This is a genomic window from Microbispora sp. ZYX-F-249, from assembly GCF_039649665.1.
GTDB classification, from domain to species: domain Bacteria; phylum Actinomycetota; class Actinomycetes; order Streptosporangiales; family Streptosporangiaceae; genus Microbispora; species Microbispora maris.
The window spans coordinates 51,734-70,364 of the sequence record NZ_JBDJAW010000039.1; the positions used below are offsets into that span (position 1 = coordinate 51,734).

At 72.2% G+C, this 18,631-nt stretch carries 19 protein-coding genes; 14 read left to right on the forward strand and 5 right to left on the reverse strand.

The window, feature by feature from the left end; all coding sequences use genetic code 11:
- Positions 1 to 130 precede the first annotated feature (130 nt).
- The 3 genes from AAH991_RS32515 (at position 131) to AAH991_RS32525 (ending at position 2,583) form a co-directional block, all read left to right on the forward strand.
- Positions 131 to 502: a hypothetical protein gene (locus AAH991_RS32515; RefSeq protein WP_346229748.1), complete on the forward strand. Its 372-nt coding sequence runs from the start codon at positions 131 to 133 to the stop codon at positions 500 to 502.
- 94 nt (positions 503 to 596) lie between these two features.
- Positions 597 to 1,271 carry a DUF6766 family protein gene (locus tag AAH991_RS32520; protein ID WP_346229749.1) on the forward strand — a complete coding sequence of 225 codons (675 nt, stop codon included), beginning with the start codon at positions 597 to 599 and terminating at the stop codon, positions 1,269 to 1,271.
- A 112-nt stretch (positions 1,272 to 1,383) separates the two neighbouring features.
- Positions 1,384 to 2,583, forward strand: coding sequence for a hypothetical protein (locus AAH991_RS32525; RefSeq protein ID WP_346229750.1), 1,200 nt, complete (start codon positions 1,384 to 1,386; stop codon positions 2,581 to 2,583).
- Positions 2,584 to 2,646: 63 nt separating this feature from the next.
- Here the strand turns inward: AAH991_RS32525 and AAH991_RS32530 are convergent, their stop codons facing one another.
- Positions 2,647 to 3,228, reverse strand: coding sequence for a hemerythrin domain-containing protein (locus AAH991_RS32530; protein WP_346229751.1), 582 nt, complete (start codon positions 3,226 to 3,228; stop codon positions 2,647 to 2,649).
- 128 nt (positions 3,229 to 3,356) lie between these two features.
- Positions 3,357 to 4,667, reverse strand: a complete 1,311-nt coding sequence (locus AAH991_RS32535) for a cellulose-binding domain-containing protein (protein WP_346229752.1) — start codon at positions 4,665 to 4,667, stop codon at positions 3,357 to 3,359.
- A gap of 429 nt (positions 4,668 to 5,096) precedes the next feature.
- On the opposite strand from AAH991_RS32535, the gene AAH991_RS32540 reads away from it, so the two are divergent.
- Positions 5,097 to 6,125, forward strand: coding sequence for an ROK family protein (locus tag AAH991_RS32540; protein ID WP_346229753.1), 1,029 nt, complete (start codon positions 5,097 to 5,099; stop codon positions 6,123 to 6,125).
- Between the two features lie 129 nt (positions 6,126 to 6,254).
- The gene (locus AAH991_RS32545) at positions 6,255 to 6,602 is read left to right on the forward strand and encodes an avidin-fold protein (RefSeq protein ID WP_346229754.1); all 348 of its coding nucleotides are present in this window, start codon (positions 6,255 to 6,257) and stop codon (positions 6,600 to 6,602) included.
- A 3-nt stretch (positions 6,603 to 6,605) separates the two neighbouring features.
- On the opposite strand, the gene AAH991_RS32550 is transcribed toward AAH991_RS32545, so the two are convergent.
- Complete coding sequence (locus AAH991_RS32550; RefSeq protein ID WP_346229769.1) at positions 6,606 to 7,277, reverse strand: Lrp/AsnC family transcriptional regulator; 672 nt, start codon at positions 7,275 to 7,277, stop codon at positions 6,606 to 6,608.
- A 139-nt stretch (positions 7,278 to 7,416) separates the two neighbouring features.
- Here AAH991_RS32550 and AAH991_RS32555 point away from each other — a divergent pair, with 139 nt between their 5' ends.
- The 8 genes from AAH991_RS32555 to AAH991_RS32590 all read left to right on the forward strand — a co-directional run bounded on the left by AAH991_RS32555 (position 7,417) and on the right by AAH991_RS32590 (position 15,322).
- Entirely contained in the window at positions 7,417 to 9,012 is a 1,596-nt protein-coding gene (locus tag AAH991_RS32555; RefSeq protein WP_346229755.1) for an ABC transporter substrate-binding protein, read from the forward strand.
- A gap of 22 nt (positions 9,013 to 9,034) precedes the next feature.
- On the forward strand, positions 9,035 to 10,060 hold the full coding sequence (locus AAH991_RS32560; RefSeq protein ID WP_346229756.1) for an ABC transporter permease: 1,026 nt from the start codon (positions 9,035 to 9,037) through the stop codon (positions 10,058 to 10,060).
- On the forward strand, positions 10,057 to 10,932 hold the full coding sequence (locus AAH991_RS32565) for an ABC transporter permease (RefSeq protein ID WP_346229757.1): 876 nt from the start codon (positions 10,057 to 10,059) through the stop codon (positions 10,930 to 10,932). Before AAH991_RS32560 ends, AAH991_RS32565 begins: the two co-directional genes overlap by 4 nt.
- A complete protein-coding gene (locus tag AAH991_RS32570; RefSeq protein WP_346229758.1) occupies positions 10,929 to 11,717 on the forward strand; it encodes an ABC transporter ATP-binding protein in 789 nt (262 codons plus the stop codon). Before AAH991_RS32565 ends, AAH991_RS32570 begins: the two co-directional genes overlap by 4 nt.
- Entirely contained in the window at positions 11,714 to 12,649 is a 936-nt protein-coding gene (locus AAH991_RS32575; protein WP_346229759.1) for an ABC transporter ATP-binding protein, read from the forward strand. The genes AAH991_RS32570 and AAH991_RS32575 overlap by 4 nt, the downstream gene beginning before the upstream one ends.
- On the forward strand, positions 12,646 to 13,650 hold the full coding sequence (locus AAH991_RS32580; RefSeq protein WP_346229760.1) for a M24 family metallopeptidase: 1,005 nt from the start codon (positions 12,646 to 12,648) through the stop codon (positions 13,648 to 13,650). Before AAH991_RS32575 ends, AAH991_RS32580 begins: the two co-directional genes overlap by 4 nt.
- A gap of 125 nt (positions 13,651 to 13,775) precedes the next feature.
- Positions 13,776 to 14,180, forward strand: coding sequence for a YciI family protein (locus AAH991_RS32585; protein ID WP_346229761.1), 405 nt, complete (start codon positions 13,776 to 13,778; stop codon positions 14,178 to 14,180).
- Positions 14,177 to 15,322, forward strand: a complete 1,146-nt coding sequence (locus AAH991_RS32590; RefSeq protein WP_346229762.1) for an RNA polymerase sigma factor — start codon at positions 14,177 to 14,179, stop codon at positions 15,320 to 15,322. Before AAH991_RS32585 ends, AAH991_RS32590 begins: the two co-directional genes overlap by 4 nt.
- A 23-nt stretch (positions 15,323 to 15,345) precedes the next feature.
- Here AAH991_RS32590 and AAH991_RS32595 read toward each other — a convergent pair whose 3' ends face one another.
- Positions 15,346 to 15,930 (reverse strand): DJ-1/PfpI family protein, encoded by a 585-nt coding sequence (locus AAH991_RS32595; RefSeq protein WP_346229763.1) that lies wholly within the window; start codon positions 15,928 to 15,930, stop codon positions 15,346 to 15,348.
- Positions 15,931 to 16,108: 178 nt separating this feature from the next.
- Between AAH991_RS32595 and AAH991_RS32600 the strand changes: the two genes are divergently transcribed.
- Positions 16,109 to 16,771: a hypothetical protein gene (locus AAH991_RS32600; protein WP_346229764.1), complete on the forward strand. Its 663-nt coding sequence runs from the start codon at positions 16,109 to 16,111 to the stop codon at positions 16,769 to 16,771.
- Positions 16,772 to 16,924: 153 nt separating this feature from the next.
- Here AAH991_RS32600 and AAH991_RS32605 read toward each other — a convergent pair whose 3' ends face one another.
- Positions 16,925 to 18,475, reverse strand: coding sequence for an acyl-CoA synthetase (locus AAH991_RS32605; protein ID WP_346229765.1), 1,551 nt, complete (start codon positions 18,473 to 18,475; stop codon positions 16,925 to 16,927).
- Positions 18,476 to 18,631: the final 156 nt, after the last annotated feature.

Below are 18,631 nucleotides of genomic sequence, written 5' to 3' on the forward strand. Positions count from 1 at the left end.
TTGGTGAGATGACCCCACCCGGAACTCCTTCCGGAACCGCCCATATTACGCGGATCGGGCGAATAATCCCATAAGACCGGACGAAAACTGTGTGCAGGTTTCACTTCCGTCCCCCGGGTAGTCGCGATCCATGGGCATTCGAGCAATGGCGGTCGTCTGCCTCGCGCTCGTCGCCGCGGGGTGCGCGTCCGCGGACGACGCGTCGGTCGCCGCGACGGCGGAGCGCTTCCTGTCCGCGGCCGGGCAGGGCCGGGGAGGTCAGGCATGCCTGCTCCTGGCCCCCGAGGCCGCGCGCTCACTGGACGACTGCGAGCAACAGATCGTGTCGGCCGGCCTGCGCACGGGCGCCGTACGCGGCGTCGACGTGTGGGGCGACGAGGCACGGGTGCGGGTGGACGGCGACACGCTTTTCCTGCACCGGTTCCCCGAGGGCTGGCGGGTGCGGGCCGCGGGCTGCGAACCCCGCCCGGAGCAGCCGTACGAATGCGAGGTGGAGGCGTGAACGGCGCGCGGACCCTCTACGCGGTGCTGCTGGTCACGATCGCGCTGGTTCTCGCCTACGTGATCGTCGTCGGCCTGGCGGGGAGGTAGCGGCGGTGAGGCGTTTCGTCAGGGACAACGCGCTCGCGCTGTGCTTCCTGCTGCTGTTCCTGCTGAGCCTCGCCGGACAGTCGGCGGCGGGCGCGGCGGCGTTCAGCGAGGAGCAGGTGGCGGGTGGCGGCTCCCCCGTGACATGGGCGGACTACGTCACCTCGTCGGCCTTCGCGGTGGACGTCGCCGAGAACTGGCAGTCGGAGTATCTGCAGTTCTTCCTCTACATCCTCATCACGGTCTGGCTCGTGCAGCGCGGCTCGCCGGAGTCGAAGAAGCGGGGCGAGGAGGGCCTGGAGTCCGACGCCGAGCAGAAGGTCGGCCGGCACGCCGAGCCCGGCTCCCCCGCGTGGGCGGCGGCGGACGGCTGGCGGCGGACGGTCTTCAGCCACTCGCTGGGCATCGCGATGGGACTGCTCTTCCTGCTGTCCTGGCTGGCCCAGTCCGTCGCGGGCCTCGCGGCGTACAACAACGAGCAGCTCTCCCGGCTGGAGGACCCGGTCGGCTGGGGCGGCTACGTGACCTCCGCCGACTTCTGGAACCGCACACTGCAGAACTGGCAGTCGGAGTTCCTCGCGGTCGCCTCCATGGTCCTGCTCGCGATCTTCCTGCGTGAGCGGGGCTCACCGCAGTCGAAGAGGGTCGGCGACCCGCATTCCAGGACGTCGTCCAGCGGTTGACCGGTGCCCCTCGCGGCCGGATGACAATCTCGGGCAAAGCTCCGAATGTCCACGTTTGTCGCATTCCAAGGCTTGGGTACGCCCAGCGCCAATCGTGGGGAGGAGCACCGAGATGACGTTCAATCCGCTGCAGGAGCGGGGGATACCGCTGGACCGGCAGCTGCGCAACTGGCGCGAGCTGAATGTCACGCCGATCGACCCCGACCGCGCCGATCCCTACACCCGGTGCCGGATCATCACGATGAACGGCATCGAGATCGAGGCGATCATGTTCAGCCATCATCTCGCCCGGCACCACCCCGATCTGGAGGTCAGGCAGCGGCTGGCGGAGGTGCGCTACATCGAGGCGCAGCAGCAGAGGACGGTGAACTGGCTGCTGCCGGGGCTGGCCTCGGTGCTGGAGACGACGATCGCCTACGAACAGGTGGCGGTGGACCTGACCGCCTGGGTCGCCCGGATGGAGCCCGACCCCTATCTCAAGCAGGCCTACCAGTTCGGCGTGCTGGAGGACTTCGATCACCTGTATCGCTACGCCAACCTGTACGAGATGATCGAGCACCGCAAGGCCGAGAAGATCGTCGACCGGCTGACCGAGGTGATGCCGGGCCGGCCGACGAAGATGCACCACCGCCACCCGGCCGACAACGTCCGCGAGCACTACAACCGCGAGACCGCACAGGCGATCTCCAAGCTGCACGCGCTGACCGTCATGTCCGCCGAGCAGCAGACGATGAACTTCTACATGAACGTCGGCCCGACCTACGTGGAGCCGATCGCGCGGCAGCTCTACCAGGAGATCGGGCTGATCGAGGAAGAGCACGTCACGCACTACGAGTCGCTGCTCGACCCGGGCGAGACGTGGTGGGAGCAGCTGCTCAACCACGAGTACAACGAGTGCTACCTCTACTACTCCTTCATGGAGACCGAGTCCGACCCGAAGGTCAAGACGATCTGGGAGCTGCATCTCAACATGGAGCTGGAGCACCTGCGGATCGCCGCGGAGCTGTTCCGCCGGCACGACGGGCGCGACCCGGAGCAGCTGCTGGCCCCGGCGCTGCCCAAGCCGGTGACGTTCGAGCCGAACAAGGACTACCTGCGTGAGCTGATCGCGACGCAGATCGACTACACGACCCTGGGCACCGGCTACGTCCAGGAGGCCCACGAGCGGTTCCAGCGCTGGCAGGAGCAGCTGATGGGCGGGGAGGAACCGCCCAGCGAGCGCGTCATCGACGACAACCGCGCCAAGTCGGGCGACGAGTACCGCCTGGAGCTGGAGGGCACCCACCCTCTCTACAGCCTGCGCACCCACTGACCGGGCGAGCCCCCGGGCTCGGGTCCGTACCCGCGGGCCCGAGCCGGGGGCTCGCAGGCCCGCCTACCTGCGCAGCGCCTGACGGATCAGGTCCCGGGCCCGATCCATGATCGCGGCGGGCGGGCCCAGGAGCAGGTTCCTCGTCATCGTCTCCACACCCGGGTGCGGGCGGGTCGGCGCCATCGCCTCGGCGGCCCGGACGCCGAGGGCCATCGCCCGCCGCTCGGCCGCCGTCGTCTCGGCGCGGAGCCGGGTGAACTCGTACCGCTCCTCGGCCCGGGCGTGCGCGAGCACGGCCATCCGCAGTCTGTCCAGCTCGGCCATGAAGCCGGGATGCTCCGGGCCCATCTCGTCCAGCCTGCTGAGCATCTCCTTGGCCTCGCGCTCCTCCTTGAGCCGGTCGGCCACCACGCCGGTCCCCCCGTCCACCCGCAGCCGGGTGTAGGGGTGGACGATCTCCTCCTCCGCCGTCTCGTGGACGGCCAGCATGCGCACCAGCCGCCGGAACGGCTCACGGCGCTCGCCGGGCGCGGCGTGCTCCACCTCGTCGAACATGTCCCTGATCAGCGCGTGCTGGTGGACGAGCAGGTCGACGACGTCGCCTTCCTTCATCAGTTCCGGTATCGGGTGCTGCACGTCGGTCATGTCCCTCTCCCCTCGGATACGGCGCCCGGCCTTCCCTCGGAAGGCCGGGCGCCGGACGAAAACGGGACCACGGTCGAGCCTGACCGCACCTGGCGGACACCCGGCTATCTACCCCTGACGTGTGGTGATCAGCAGCCGATCGGGCTCGATCCCAACGCGACGTCGTCGTACCAGATGACGTCGGAGTCGCTGCCGTAGCTCTCCCAGCCCAGGCGCAGCGTCGTGGGCCGCGGCGCGGTGGAGCGGCGCAGCCACTGGGCGTCCACGTCCGTCGTGGGCGTGCCGTCCACCGTCAGGCCCTTGACCTCCTGGTCGTCCAGGTACGTCCGCATCGCCTGCTTGGTGGTATCGATCTGGAAGCGCAGGCACACCCAGCGGTTGGTGGGCAGCGGGCTGCTCAGCGCGACCCCGGTCGGGCTCTGCTCGGGCAGCGTGGCGTCGTCGGACTCCCGGTTCCACTGGAGAGCGCCGCCCTGGCCGCCGATCCGCAGGTCCTTGCCGCCGTCCCTGGAGTCCGCCATGGTGATCATGGTGACGTGGTTCGCCGGCAGTGCCGTCGTGTGCCGCACCCACATGCGCCCGTAGACCACGGGCGCGATGGCGGAGACGTCCTTGGTGGTCGCGGCGAAGGCGTGGTTGCAGTAGTTGCCGCCGCCGTTGATCCGCAGCGACTTCCCTCCGCTGTGCGCGGTGGTGGAGTCGATCGTGGCGGTGCCGCTGCCCGAGCAGTTCGGGGTGGTCACCTGCCACTCACCGGACGGCGTGCCCGACTGGTCCTCGAAGCCGGAGCAGACGACCAGGCCGCCGCCCGAGCAGCCGGACGCCGTGGGGGTCACCGACGGGCTCGGACTGGCCGAGGGGGACGGCGACGGCGAGTGGTCCACCGTCGGAGACGGCGTGGGCGACGGTGAAGGTGTCGGCGACGGGGACGGCGAGTGGTCGACGGTCGGGGACGGCGTCGGCGAGGGCGACGGGGAGACCCCGCCACCGTCACACGGCACGCCGTTCAGCGACCAGTCGGACGGCGTCGTGAGGCTGCCCGACCAGGTGCCCTGGAAGCCGAAGTCCGCCGTCTGCCCGGTGGCCAGCGAGCCGTTCCAGGTCTCGTTCCTGGCGGTGGCGGCCGAACCCGACAGGGTCACCTTGGCGCCCCAGGAGTTGGTGATCTGCTGGCCGCTGCCGGCCGTCCAGCTCAGCGTCCAGGAGCTGACCGCCGAGCCGAGGTTGGTGAGCCGCACCGACGCGGTGTAGCCGCCCGGCCACTGGTTGGTCGTGTAGTCCACCTTGCACACGGGAGCCGCGGAGGCGGTGCCGGGCACCAGCACGACGACGAGGCCGGCGACCAGCGCGGCCAGCGCCGCGACCAGTCGCGCCGCCGGAGAGCCCGGCAGGCCGCGGGCGCCGGGGCGAACCCCTCGGACAGGACGGAACTGCTTCATGCGTACCTCGATTTCTGCGCATCCGCTCGTTCGGCGCGCCGCCCGGCTCCGCGCCGCGCACGCCGGGCAGGTACGAACGGCCGGCGGTCTCGGGCAGGCGCTCGCGCTCGGGCCGCGGCCCCTCTGGACAGACGGGTCGCGACGCTGCGGCCCCCGGACGCAGATGTTTTCTCCGGGTCGCCCGAGCGGTCAACGGACGCCGCCGGTCCCGGACCTGCCCCGCCCGGACCGCGGCGGCATCCGGCGCAGCTCACGGGCACCGCCGCCGCCGGAGGCGCGTGGAGGCGGCCGTGGCCCGAACTGAATCTTTCACCGTGCGCGACCCCCCGCGCGGCACGCCTCCCGCCTGTCGCGCCCCGACCGGTGCCCGCGGGCGCCGGCTCTCGTAGTCTTCGCACTGACACGCACGAACGCAAAGGACATCCCCCAATGGCAGATGCAGGGTCCTGGGTCGTCGTCGGGCTCGACAACGGCGGCACTAGCAACAACGCGACCGTTCTCGACGCCTCCGGGCGGTTCCTCGTGGACCGGATGGTGGAGACACCCAGCCTCGTACGGGAGGGTCCCGAGGTCGCGGTCGAGCAGCTCCTCCTCGCCCTCGACAACGTGCTGGAGCTGACCGGCACGCCGCGCTCGACCGTGCGCGCGGTGGGACTGGACACCCCGGGCCCGGCCAGCGCCGACGGTGTGATCTCCTCGAAGGGCGCGACCAACTTCGTCGATCCCGGGTGGTTCGGCTTCGACTTCCGGGGGGCCCTGGAGTCCCGGCTGGGGCTGCCGGTGGTCTACAACAACGACGGCAACGCCGCGGCCCTCTACTCCCACCACGTACGCTTCGGGCCCGACGCCTGGCAGCACTCGTCGGTGTCGGCGATCGTCGGCACCGGCCTCGGCGGCGGCGTCATCCAGTCGGGGCACGTGGTGAAGGGCGCGGCGGGGATGGCCGGCGAGCTCGGGCACGTCCACATCCCCCTGCAGGGCCTGCTGGAGGAGGGCCAGCCGCTGCCCGAGTGCAACTGCGGCTTCGTCGGGGACGCCGAGAGCGTCGCCTCGCTGACCGGCATCGAGAAGAACCTGCTGCCCTACTGGCTGACCCGCTTCCCCGACCACGAGCTGCACCGGGCCGGGTCCGCCGGGAAGGCCGCCAAGCTGCTGCGCGGCTACGCGGAGAACGGCGACCCGCTCGCGCTCAAGGTCTTCGAACAGCAGGCGATGGCCATCGGCAGGCTGTTCACCATCGCGGCCAACTTCACCGACCCGGACGCGTACTTCCTGGGCGGCGGAGTGGTGGAGGCGGCCCCGCACTTCCGCGAATGGTTCCTCGAGAAGGTCCGCGAGCACACCCTGCTGCGCGAGGAGCAGCGGCGGGTGGCCACCGTGACGCTGGTGGAGGACCTCGACATGGCCGGCGCCCGGGGCGCGGCGCTCGCCGCCCTCGCCGAGATCGTCGGCCGCTGACACGGCCGTCCGCCCCGCGGCCCGGCCGCGGCGTGTGTCCTGGACGGATCACACGCCCGGCCGGGGTCCGGTGAACGGAACGTCCAGAGCGAGTTGCGAATCTCGCACAAAACGGCACGATGCGGACTCGTGAACGACACAGACCTGCTCAACGGCCGCCGCTTCGTCATGATCAGCTCCACTGCCAGCGAGGTGAACGCCGACGCGCCCACCGAGTTCGCGTACGAGGAGTCGGGCGGCGTGATCTGGGGGCACTACACGGGCGACACCGTCGTCCACGGCCGGTTCGTCGGCACGCGGGACGCCGATCGCATCGAGATCTCCTACGTCCACCTGCTGAAGACCGGGGAGCGCGCGAGCGGCCGCGGCGCCAGCCGCATCGAGACGGCCGAGGACGGCCGGCTGCGCCTGGTCGAGGAGTTCCGGTTCGAGGACGACGACACCACCCACGTCAGCATCTGCGCCGAAGTGGTCTGAGACCTACGATTCGTCTCGCAGCGCGGCGCGGCCCTCGGCCGCGCCGACGAACCGCATCTTGCCGAGCGGCAGCCCCTGCCCCTGTCCCTGCCCCTGTCCCTGCTCGGGCTCCGGCGAGGGGGCGGAGCCGGGCCGCCGCGAGGTCCCCCGGCCCCGCTCACGCTCGCGATCGCTCGGCAGCACGTACGGCCGCCTGAGCACCTCGTCCAGGATGAACACGGTCTCGGTCGCCTTGACGGCCGGGATGTTGGCCAGGCGTTCGGTGACCATCGCGTGCACCTCGGCCACGTCCGCCATCCTGACCTGGATCATCGCGTCGTGCTGCCCGGTGGTGATGGCGCAGTACTCCACCTCCGGCATCTGCGCGAGCTGGGCGCGGAACTGCCGCCACATCTGCTGGCGCACGGTCACGAAGATCAGCGCGACGATGCCGAGGCCGGCCCGCTGATGGTCGATCTCCGCCGTGAACCGCCTGATCACGCCGTCGGCGCGCAGCGCCTCGAACCGCGTGTAGGCGTTCGCCCGGGAGATCCCGACCCGCTCGGCGAGCGCGGACACCGAGACGCGCCCGTTCTCCCTGAGCACCTCGAGGATCTTCAGGTGGGTGGCGTCCAGCTCCAGGCCGATGCCGATCCGTCCAGCGGCGCCGCCCGCGGACCCCGAGTTGCTTGACATTTCGGTCACTGGTTCATCCTCCACGGGAGATTCGTCTCGGCTCGGCCTCATGAGCTGGACTTTCTGCAGCACAATCCTGGACGATCGGCGACCAAACGTCCATACGGCCACGAGTTGGCCTGTTTTCGGAGGACACATAATGACGACCCGTTCGTGGCAGGTGAGGGCCGGCCTGCTGCCGGTTGTGCTCACCGGCGCCCTCGCCCTCGCGGCCTGCTCCGGCGGCGGCTCGTCCAGCAGCACCCAGAGCGGCGCCGCGGGCAAGACGCTCGTGATCGACACCTCGTTCGACCTCAAGACGGCGGACCCCGGGCGGACCTACGAGCCGACCGGCCTGATCGTCGACAAGGCGACCTACGACACGCTTCTCACGTTCGAGGGCTCCGACGTCACCAAGCCGGTGCCGTCGCTCGCCGAGTCCTACGAGCTGTCGCCCGACGGCAAGGAGCTCACGCTCAAGCTGCGGCAGGGCGCCACGTTCGCCGACGGCTCCCCGGTGACGGCCGACGACGTCGTGTTCTCCCTCACCCGGGTCCGCGACATGAAGGGCACGCCGTCGTTCCTGCTGGACGGCGTGGAGGTCGCCAAGACCGACGACACGACCATCACGCTGACGTCGAAGACCCCCAACCCGGCGCTGCCGTACATCCTCCCGAACCCGGCCCTCGGCATCCTCAACTCGAAGGTCGCCAAGGAGAACGGCGCGACGAACGACCCGAACGACAAGGCCGAGCAGTACCTGAACGCCTCCTCGGCCGGCTCGGGGCCCTACACCATCGAGTCGTTCAACGTGAGCAGCCAGGTCGTGCTCAAGGCGAACGCGAAGTACTGGGGCGCGAAGAAGCCGTACTACGACAAGGTGGTCATCCGCAACGTCGAGTCGGCCACGCAGAAGCTCAACGTGCAGCGCGGCGACAGCCAGGTGGCGCTGAACCTGTCCGGCGACCAGGTGACCGGCATCTCCGGCGGCCTGCAGGTCAAGCGCACCGCCTCGGCGTACGTGTTCTTCCTGCTCGCCAACCAGGACCCCGGCGTCAGCAAGGTCACCTCCAACCCCAAGTTCGTCGAGGCGCTGCGCAAGGGCATCGACTACCAGGGCCTGCTGGAGCTGGCCGGCGAGGGCTCGACGCAGGCGTCGGGCATCATCCCGTCGATGTTCCTCGGCGCGCTCCCCGCCGACCAGGCGGCCACGCGCGACGTCGAGGGCGCGAAGGCGGCGCTCGCGGCGAGCGGCGTGACCGACCCCAAGGTGACGCTGGAGTTCCCCAGCGAGCTGACCGTGAACGGCCTGTCCTTCCAGCCGCTGGCCGAGCGCATCCAGGCCAACCTCAAGGAGGTCGGCATCACGGTCGAGCTGGCCCCCGCGCCGGTCACCACCGCCCTGGACAACTACCGCAACGGCAAGGAGGAGCTGGGCCTGTGGTACTGGGGCCCGGACTTCCCCGACCCCAGCAACTACCTGTCGTTCGCCCCGGGCAAGCTGGTCGGCCTGCGGTCCGGCTGGAAGGCGGGCGCGGACAAGGACGTCGAGGCCGCGGCCGACAAGGCCGGCGCCGCGGTGACCGACGCCGACCGCAGGCAGGCGTTCACCGACTTCCAGCAGAAGCTCAACGCGACCGGTCCGTTCATGCCGCTGATCCAGCCCGGGCAGAACATCGTGACGGCGGCCTCCGTGACCGGCGTGGACTACCACCCCGTGTGGACGATCAATGTCGCCGACCTCGGTGCCAAGTAGCCGGCGTACGGGGAACCGGGCGGTGCGCAGCCCGCTCGCCCGGTTCCTGGTGCGGCGGATCCTCACGGCGCTGTTGCTGGCGGTGGGGATCACGCTGGTCACCTTCGTGCTGACCAACCTGGTGCCGGGCGACCCCGTGGCGGCCAACCTCGGCCAGCGGGCGCTCGGCGACCCGGCGATCGTGGCCCAGTGGCGGGCCGATCACGGCCTCGACCGGCCGCTGCCGCAGCAGTACCTCGCGCACCTCGGCGGGCTGCTGCACGGCGACCTCGGGACGAGCCAGCAGAGTCACCGCCCGGTGCTGGACGACCTCGCCCAGTCCGTGCCGGCCACGCTGGAGCTGGCCGGGGCCGCGATCGTCGTCTCGCTGATCCTCGGCGTCGGGTTCGGGGTGGTCGCGGCGCTGCGCCGCGACCGTTTCGCGGACCACGTGCTCCGGGTGCTGAGCCTGGTCGGCATCTCGGTGCCCACGTTCTGGCTCGCGCTGATGGCGTTCTACGTGTTCTTCTTCCGGCTCCAGATCACTCCGGGCAGCGGCCGCATCGACCCCGGGATGACCCCGCCGCCGCAGGTCACCGGCCTCTACACGGTCGACGCCCTGCTGTCGGGCCGGTGGGAGGTGTTCTCCTCGGCCGTCGGCCACCTGGCCGCTCCGGCGCTCGTGCTGGCCCTTTACACGATCGGCCTGCTGACGCGGTTCACCCGCTCGGCCGTGCTGGAGGTGCTCGGGCAGGACTACGTCCGCGCCGCCCGCGCCAAGGGCCTGCCCGGCCGCGTGGTGCTGTTCCGGTACGTCCTGCGCCCTGCGCTGGTGCCCGTCATCACCGTGGCCGGTCTGGCGTTCGGCAGCCTGCTGTCCGGCACCGTGCTGGTGGAGGCCGTCTTCGCCTGGCCGGGGGTCGGCCAGTACGCCTACAAGAGCGCCACCACCCTCGACCTGCCCGCCGTCATGGGCGTGGGTCTCGTGGTGGGCGTGGTCTACCTCGTCATCAACCTGGTCGTCGACGTGCTGTACGGCGTCGTCGATCCGAGAGTGAGGGTCTCGTGAAGCGCGCCGGCCTGTTCGCGCGCACCCGCGTGAGCCGGCTCCCCCAGGCGTGGCGGCGGCCGCTGGCGGTCGTCGGCGTCGTCGTCGCGCTGGCCTGGATCGTGGTCGCGCTGGCCGCGCCGGTGCTCGCGCCGCACGACCCCCTGGCCCAGGAGCTGCCCCGGCTCGCGCCGCCCGGCCCGGGCCACTGGCTCGGCACCGACCAGCTCGGCCGCGACATCCTCAGCCGGGTCATGTACGGCGCCCGGGTGTCCATCCCGCTCACGCTGCTGCTCGTGGTGCTCTCGGTGCTGATCGGCGGCCTGCTAGGCGCCTGCGCGGGCTATTTCGGCCGGTGGGTGGACGAGACGATCATGCGCCTGGCCGACCTCGTGTTCGCCTTCCCCACCGTCATCCTCGCGATGGTGGTGGCCGCCGCCCTCGGCGCGAGCCTCGGCAACGCGGTGCTCGCCGTGCTCGTCGTCGCCTGGCCGGCGTACGCGCGGGTCACCCGCGGTCTCGTGCTCGGCGTACGGGAGCGGGAGTACGTGCTGAGCGGCCGGCTGCTGGGTTTTTCGGCCTGGCGCTCGCTGCGGGTGGACGTGCTGCCGAACGTCACCGGGCCGGTCCTGGTGCTCGCCACCCTCGACATCGGCACCGCGCTGCTGCTGCTGTCGGGCCTGTCGTTCCTCGGGCTCGGCGCCAAACCGCCGTCGCCCGAGTGGGGCGCGATGGTCGCCGCGGGGGTGGACGTCTTCGACAGCTGGTGGGTCGCGACGTTCCCCGGGCTCGCCATCCTGACGGTCGTCCTCGCGTTCAACTTCCTCGGCGACACGTTGCGCGACGCGCTCGACCCGCGTACCGCACGGGCGATCAAGGAGCGTGCACTGTGAGCGCCGCGTTGACGATCGAGGGGCTGCGGGTGTCGATCGGCGGCCACGACGTCCTGCACGGCGTGGACCTGACCCTGGAGGCGGGCCGCGTGCACGGCCTCGCCGGGGAGAGCGGCTCGGGCAAGACCATGACCGGTCTCGCCGTGCTCGGCCTGCTCCCCCACGGCTCCCGTAGCTCGGGACGGATCGAGTTCGGCGGGCGCGACCTGCTGGGGATGCCGGCCCGCGAGCTCAACGAGGTGCGCGGCGCGAAGATCGCCATGGTCTTCCAGGACCCGTCGACCAGCCTGCATCCCATGCTGACGGTCGGGCGGCAGCTCACCGAGCACATGCGCCACCACCTGCGCCTCGGCAGGAATGAGGCACGCGAGCGCGCCGCCGGCCTGCTCGCCAAGGTGCGCATCCCGGGCCCGGAGGAGGCGCTCAAGCGCTACCCGCACCAGTTCTCCGGCGGGATGCGGCAGCGGATCGCCATCGCGGTCGCGCTGGCCTGCGAACCCGAGGTGCTGATCGCCGACGAGCCGACGACCGCGCTCGACGTGACCGTGCAGGCCGGGATCCTCCGCCTGCTGCGCGGCCTGTGCGACGACCTCGGCCTCGCCGTCCTCCTCGTCACCCACGACCTCGGCGTGATGTCGGCGGTCGCCGACGAGGTGAGCGTGATGAAGGACGGCCTGGTCGTGGAGACCGGCACGCGCGGCCAGGTGCTACGGGAGCCCCGCCACCCCTACACCCGTTCGCTGCTCGACGCCCTGCCCGTGCCGCCTGCGGAGGATTCACGATGACCACCCCCCTGTTGTCCGTCGAGGACCTGGTCGTGGAGCACCGTACGCCGGGCCGCCCGGTCGTGCGGGCGGTGGCCGGGGCCAGCCTGCGCGTCGCCGCCGGCGAGGTGGTCGGCCTCGTCGGCGAGTCCGGGTGCGGCAAGTCCACCCTGGCCCGGGCGGTGTGCGGGCTGCACGGCACGGCCTCGGGCCGGATCCTCGTCGGCGGGCACCCGGTGACGCCCCTCGGGCTGCGCCGCAGGGACCCGTCGCTCAGCGGCGTGCAGATGGTGTTCCAGGACCCGTACTCCTCCCTGAACCCGCGCCGGCGCGTGGGCGCGCAGATCGCCGACGGCCTGCGCACCGCCGGCGACACCGTGACCGGCCCCGCCGACCTGCTCGAACGGGTCGGGCTGCCGCGCGCGTTCGCCGGCCGATACCCGCACGAGTTCTCCGGGGGGCAGCGGCAGCGCGTCGCCATCGCGCGGGCGCTCGCCGCCCGGCCGTCGCTGCTGATCGGGGACGAGCCGATCTCCGCCCTGGACGCCTCCGCCCAGGCGCAGGTGGCCCGGCTCATGCGCGACCTCGCCGTGGAGTCCGGCGCGGGCCTGCTGTTCATCAGCCACGACCTGTCCGTCGTACGGCTGATCGCCGACCGGATCGCGGTCATGTACCTCGGCAAGATCGTGGAGACCGGGCCGACCGCGGAGGTGTGGGCCGACCCCCGGCATCCGTACACGCGGGCGCTGCTCGCCGCGATCCCCTCCCCCGACGGCGCGGGCGTGCTGCCCGCCGAGCTGCCCGGGGACGTGCCCGACCCCGCCGATCCCCCGGCGGGCTGCCGGTTCCATCCCCGCTGCCCGTTCGCGATGGACGTGTGCCGGGAGCGGGAGCCCGACTTCGGCCCGGTGGCCTGCTGGCTGCACGCGCCGGAGCCGTCCCCCCTGCCATGATCGACCCGCTCGTGCTGGAGGACGTACGCGCCGGGATGGCCGGCGCGGGCATCGACGCCCTCGTGCTGCGGCCCTCCCCGGACTTCCGGTACCTGCGGGCGGACCCGCTGTCGGCGGCGGGCGGCGAGGAGGGCTACCTCGTGGTGGCGCTCGACGGGCCGCCCGCGCCGGCCGCCGATCCCGCGCGGGCCGCGGCTCTCGTGCCGCCGGCGGCCCGCCGCGTGGCCGTGGACCCCCAGATGCACGCCGCCGAGCTGTTCGCGCTGCGCCTCGACGCGGAGCTCGTGCTGGCCTCGGTCGTGCTGGCGCCGCTGCGCCTGCGCAAGCGCGCGGCCGAGGTGGCCGCGCTGCGGCACGCCGCCGCGGCGGCCGACGCCGTCCTGCTCGCCGCCCGCGAGCTCGCGTGGTTCGGCGTCACCGAGCGGGCGATGGCCCGCAGGCTCCGGGCGATGCTCGCCGAGACGGGCTGCGAAGGGCCGCCCTCCGTGCTCGTCGCCGCGGGCGAGCACTCCGCCGACGCGCGCCACCGGCCGTGCGAACGGGTGATCAACCCCGGCGACGCGCTGCTCGTCTCGGTCGGCGGGCGCTGGAACGGCTACTGCGCCGAGGTCGCCCGGGTCTTCGCTGTCGCCGAGCCGCCGGAGGACTTCGACGCCATGTACTCGGTCGTCCTCGCCGCACAGGGGGCCGCCGTCGACCGCGTACGCCCCGGGGTCGCGTGCGCCGAGGCCGCCGCGGCCGCCCGCGAGGTCGCCGACGGCAGCGGCTACGGCGACTACACCGCCGCGCGGACGGGCCGGGGCATCGGGCTGAGCCCGGCCGAGGCGCCCTGGTTGGCGGCCGGGGAGACGTTCGAGGCCGGGATGGCCGTCTGCCTGGAGCCCGCCATCTACCTGCCCGACCTCTTCGGCGCCCGGGTTGCCGACGTGGTCGTGTGCGGCGAGGACGGGCCGGAGGTGCTCAGCACCGGCTCCCGCGCGCTGCACGTCCTCGACCGGTAGGCGGGCCGCGGCCGGAACAAGACTCTGGAATTCGGCCGCGCTTCCGATGTCGAGAATGTGGCGCCGGCTCCGTCCCAGGGACACAGTGGCCACGAGGGGCCGCGCGACGGAGAGGAAGAACCACCGTGAAGTACCTGCTGCTGAAGCACTACCGGGGCGCGCCGGCTTCGGTCAACGACGTGCCGATGGACCAGTGGACGCCGGAGGAGGTCGACGCGCACGTGCAGTACATGCGCGACTTCGCGGCCCGGCTGGAGGAGACGGGCGAGTTCGTCGGCGAGCAGGCGCTGGCGCCCGAGGGCGCGTTCGTGCGGTACGACGGCGAGGGGCGCCCGCCGGTGACCGACGGTCCGTTCGCCGAGACCAAGGACCTCATCGCCGGTTGGATGATCATCGACGTGGAGTCGTGGGATCGCGCGGTCGAGCTGGCCGGGGAGCTGTCCGCCGCTCCCGGCGCCGGAGGCAAGCCCATCCACGAGTGGCTCGAGGTGCGGCCCTTCCTCACCCAGTCGCTCAAGGCGACCGAGTGAACGAGTCGCTGCTGCGGGAGCTCGTGCCCGCGGTGATCGGTGTCCTCGTCCGGCGCGGAGCGGACTTCGCGTCGGCCGAGGACGCCGTGCAGGAGGCCCTGATCCGGGCGCTGGAGACCTGGCCGGACGGTCCGCCGCGCGACCCGAGGGCATGGCTCGTCGCGGTGGCGTGGCGCAGGTTCCTCGACGCCGCACGCGCCGAGACCTCGCGACGGGGGCGGGAGCTCGCCGTGGAGGCCGAGCCCCCCGCCGGCCCGGCGCCCGCCGCCGACGACACGCTGCGGCTCTACTTCCTGTGCGCGCACCCCGCCCTGCCGCGCGGCTCGGCCGTCGCCCTGACGCTGCGCGCGGTCGGCGGCCTGACCACACGGCAGATCGCGGCGGCCTGCCTCGTCCCCGAGGCGACCATGGCGCAGCGGATCAGCCGGGCCAAGCGGCGGATCGCGGGGCTGCCGCTCGACCGGCCCGGCGATCTCGGGACGGTGCTGCGCGTGCTCTACCTCGTCTTCAACGAGGGGTACGGCGGAGACGTCGACCTGGCGGCCGAGGCGATCCGCCTCACCCGCCAGCTCGCCGCCCTGACCGACGAGCCCGAGGTCGCGGGGCTGCTCGCGCTCATGCTGCTGCACCACGCGCGCCGCGCGTCCCGCACCGGCCCGGGAGGTCGCCTGGTGCCGCTCGCCGAGCAGGACCGGTCCCGGTGGGACACCGGCCTGATCAGCGAGGGGGTGGCGATCCTGCAGGCCGCGCTGGCCCGCGACCGGCTGGGCGAATACCAGGCGCAGGCCGCGATCGCCGCCCTGCACGCGGACGCCCGCAGCGCCGCCGAGACGGACTGGGTGCAGATCGTGGAGTGGTACGACGAACTGCTGCGTCTCACGGGCAGCCCGGTGGTGCGGCTCAACCGGGCGGTGGCGGTCGGGGAGGCCGACGGACCGCGGGCAGGCCTGGCGGCGCTGGCCGGCGTGGATCCCGGCCTGCCCCGCTATGTCGCGGTGCGGGCCTACCTGCACGAACGCGCGGGTGACCTCGAGCACGCCGCCGAGCTGTACGCCGAGGCCTCCCGTGCCGCCGCGAGCGTTCCGGAGCGCGACCACCTCACACGGGAGGCCGCCCGGGTCCGGCAACTGCTGCGTCCATGAGGCGGTGTCAGGGAACCGGCGCCCTACACGGGCGGCGCGGGGTCGTACTGCATGCGCCGGCGCACCTCCCGGGCCCGCTCGGCCCCCGCGAGTCGCGCCACCAGGTGGAGCGCCATGTCGATGCCTGCCGACACCCCGGACGAGGTGACGACGTCGCCGTCGTCGACGAAGCGCTCGTCGCGCCGGACGTCGATGCTCGGATCCAGCTCGGCGAGCAGGTCGAGGGCGCCCCAGTGCGTGGTCGCCGGGCGGCCCGCCAGCAGGCCGGCCGCGGCGAAGACGAGCGATCCGGTGCAGACGCTGGTCATCAGGGGAACGCGTGCGCGCTGCTCCCGCACCCATGCGAGGTGTTCCGGATCCCTCAGTTGAGGGCGGGTCCCTGCGCCGCCCGGGTGCACGAGGACGTCGAGACGGCCGACGTCGTCCGCCGACCGGTCGGCGTACAGGGTCAGCCCCTTGGACGCCCGTACGGCTCCCGACCGCGGTGCGAACGCGACGACCTCCGCCTCCTCCGGGCGCAGTTTCGCCCATAAGCCGAAGACTTCCCAGGGGCCGACCGCGTCGAGTTCTTCCACCTGGTCGAACAGCAAGATTCCTACGCGTGTCATGCCCGCCATCCTTTCTCAGGGGGCTCGGAGCCGAAAGCAGCGGCAAAAGTGGGCAAATAGTCGCTATCAGCACCAGCAACCACACGAGGCTCGATAGAGGATAGAAAGGTCATTTTCTGAAGCTCCGCGGGTCAGGCCGAGATCCGCGATCGGGGGAAACGCCATCGGGGGAGGATCCATGACCACGACCGAGACGACGCCGGGCACGACCACGGCGGGCACCACGCCGGGCACCACGACCGGCACGGCCACGACGGGAACGACGACCGCCCGGGGCCGCGCGGGCCGCGCCCGGACGACGACCACACCGCCCACGCCCACTCCGGCTCCGCCCACCGGCCCGGGCCCGGAGATGAAGGAGGGGAACCGGCCCCAGCTGGACCTGAACCTGCCGTTCCTGCGGATCCAGCTGCGGGCGCCCGAAATGCACATGCCGCACGTCGGCATGCCGCACATCAGCGGCCGCGACGTCGGGCACGCCGTGGACATGGCCCGGACGTTCCTTCCGCCGCCTGAGCGCATCATGTACTACGGCGGTCTCGGCGCGCTGGCCGCGCTCGGCATCCTGGAATGGCCCGTGGCGGCGGCGATCGGCGCGGGAACTCTGATCGCGCAGCGCGCCAGGGGCCGCGAGCAGCGCTGGTCCCCGCTCAGCGGTCCGCAGAAGGAGACCCGCGGGACGAGCACCGCCACGCCGCCGGGAACGCCCGCCGCCGGGACCACGGGCATGCCGGAGCCGGCGGCGCAGACGGCGGCCGGAAGGAGAACCGCCACGGCCGCGGGAGCGGCGAAAACCCCCGCCGCGGGCACCGCCCGGCGCACCAGGGCCGGCGCCAAGTAAGAGGGGGAAAGCACGAGGGGAAAGACGGGAGGCGCCTCGCGCGGGTCCGCGAGCGACGGCACCGCGCGACCGGCGCGCCGCACGGCCGCCGGCCTCGCCGTCGGTGGGCGGGCGGCCTCGCCCGTCGCCCGCCGGAGGATTACGGATCCGCGGTCACATCGCAGAAGTGGAGGTGCCGGCACCGGGCAGCGGAAGGCGTCGCAGCCGGGGTTTCTGGATCTTGCCCGAGCCCGTCTTCGGCAGGTCGTCCGTGATGTCGAAGTACATCGGGATCTTGTACTTGGCCAGACGAGGCCGGAGGAAGTCGCGCAGCTCGCCGGCCGTGACGTTCGCACCGGGGCGGAGGACCACGAACGCGCGGCCCACCTCGCCCCATTTGGCGTCGGGGACCCCGAGCACGGCGACCTCGGCGATCGCCGGATGCTCGAAGATCGCCGCCTCGACCTCGGCCGGGTAGACGTTCTCCCCGCCCGAGATGTACATGTCCTTGACCCGGTCGACGACGTACAGGTGGCCCTCCTCGTCCAGGACGCCGACGTCTCCGGAGCGGAACCAGCCGCCGTCGGAGAAGGCGGCCGCGGTCGCCTCCGGGTCGCGCCAGTAGCCGGGCGTCACGTTCGGCCCCTGGATCAGCACCTCACCCGGCTGTCCCGTCGCCGTGTCGGTACCGTCGGGCCGGACGACCCGCACGTTGGCGAAGAACACCGGAACCCCTGCCGAGCCCACCTTGCGCACGCTCTGGCTGGCCTCGAGGAAGGTGGCGCCGGGAGCGGTCTCGGTGAGCCCGTATCCCTGGCAGAACACCAGGCCCCGTTCCTGGTACGCACGGATCAGCGCGGCGGGGATCGCCGCGCCCCCGGCCATCAGGTTGCGCAGCGACGACAGGTCCGCGCCGGCCCACCTGGGCGACCGGGCGAACGCGGCGAACATCGTGGTGACCCCGAACATCCAGGTGACCCCGTGCTTCTCTATGAGGTCGTAGCACTCGTCGACGTCCCACGACGGCATGATCACCGAACGCCCGCCCTTGAGGAAGGTCGGCAGCAGGGTCTGGTTCAGGGCGGCGACGTGGAAGAGCGGGGCGCTGATCAGGGTCGTCTCGTCGCTGGTGACGTCGACGCCGAGCAGGAGGTTGAAGCAGTTCCACACGAGGTTGCCGTGCGTGAGCGTCGCCCCCTTGGGCCGCCCGGTCGTGCCCGAGGTGTAGAGGATGAGCGCGGTGTCGTCCATCCGCACCGGTACGTCGATCGGGGCGGGGTCGCCCTCGGCGAGCCAGCTCTCGTAGTGCCGCTCCCCCGGTCCCGGAGCGTCGAGGGCCACGACCTCCCGCGGGGCGGCCACGGTGTCCGGCAGGGCCCGGACCACCTCGGCGCACTCGGGCGCGTAGATCAGGACCTCGGCGCCCGAGTGGTCCAGCATGTACCCGATCTCGGGCGCGGCCAGACGGAAGTTCAGCGGCACGAAGATCGCCCCGAGCAGGTGCGAGGCGAACATCGTCTCGACGAAGGCGAGGTGATTGCGGCCGAGATAGGCGACCCGGTCGCCGGCCCGCACCCCCGCCGCGCGCAACCGCGAGGCCAGCCGCGTCGTCCGCTCGTGGACCTCGGCGTAGGTGACGGGCCGGTCCCCGAAGACGAACGCGGTCCGGTCCGGCGTCATCCGGGCCCGGCGGGCGGGCCACCCTCCCAGTCCGGCGTTGCGCATTGGTGTTCGACCTCCTGGCAGCTGGGGGAATCAGGGAAAACGGCCGGATCGAGCGGGCACGACGGCGCGGGTCCGGTCCGGTGGCCCGCGGCGGGAAGCGTGGTCGGGCGGGCAGAGGGGCCGGGCGGGTAGCGGGGTCAGGCGTAGTGCCGGTAA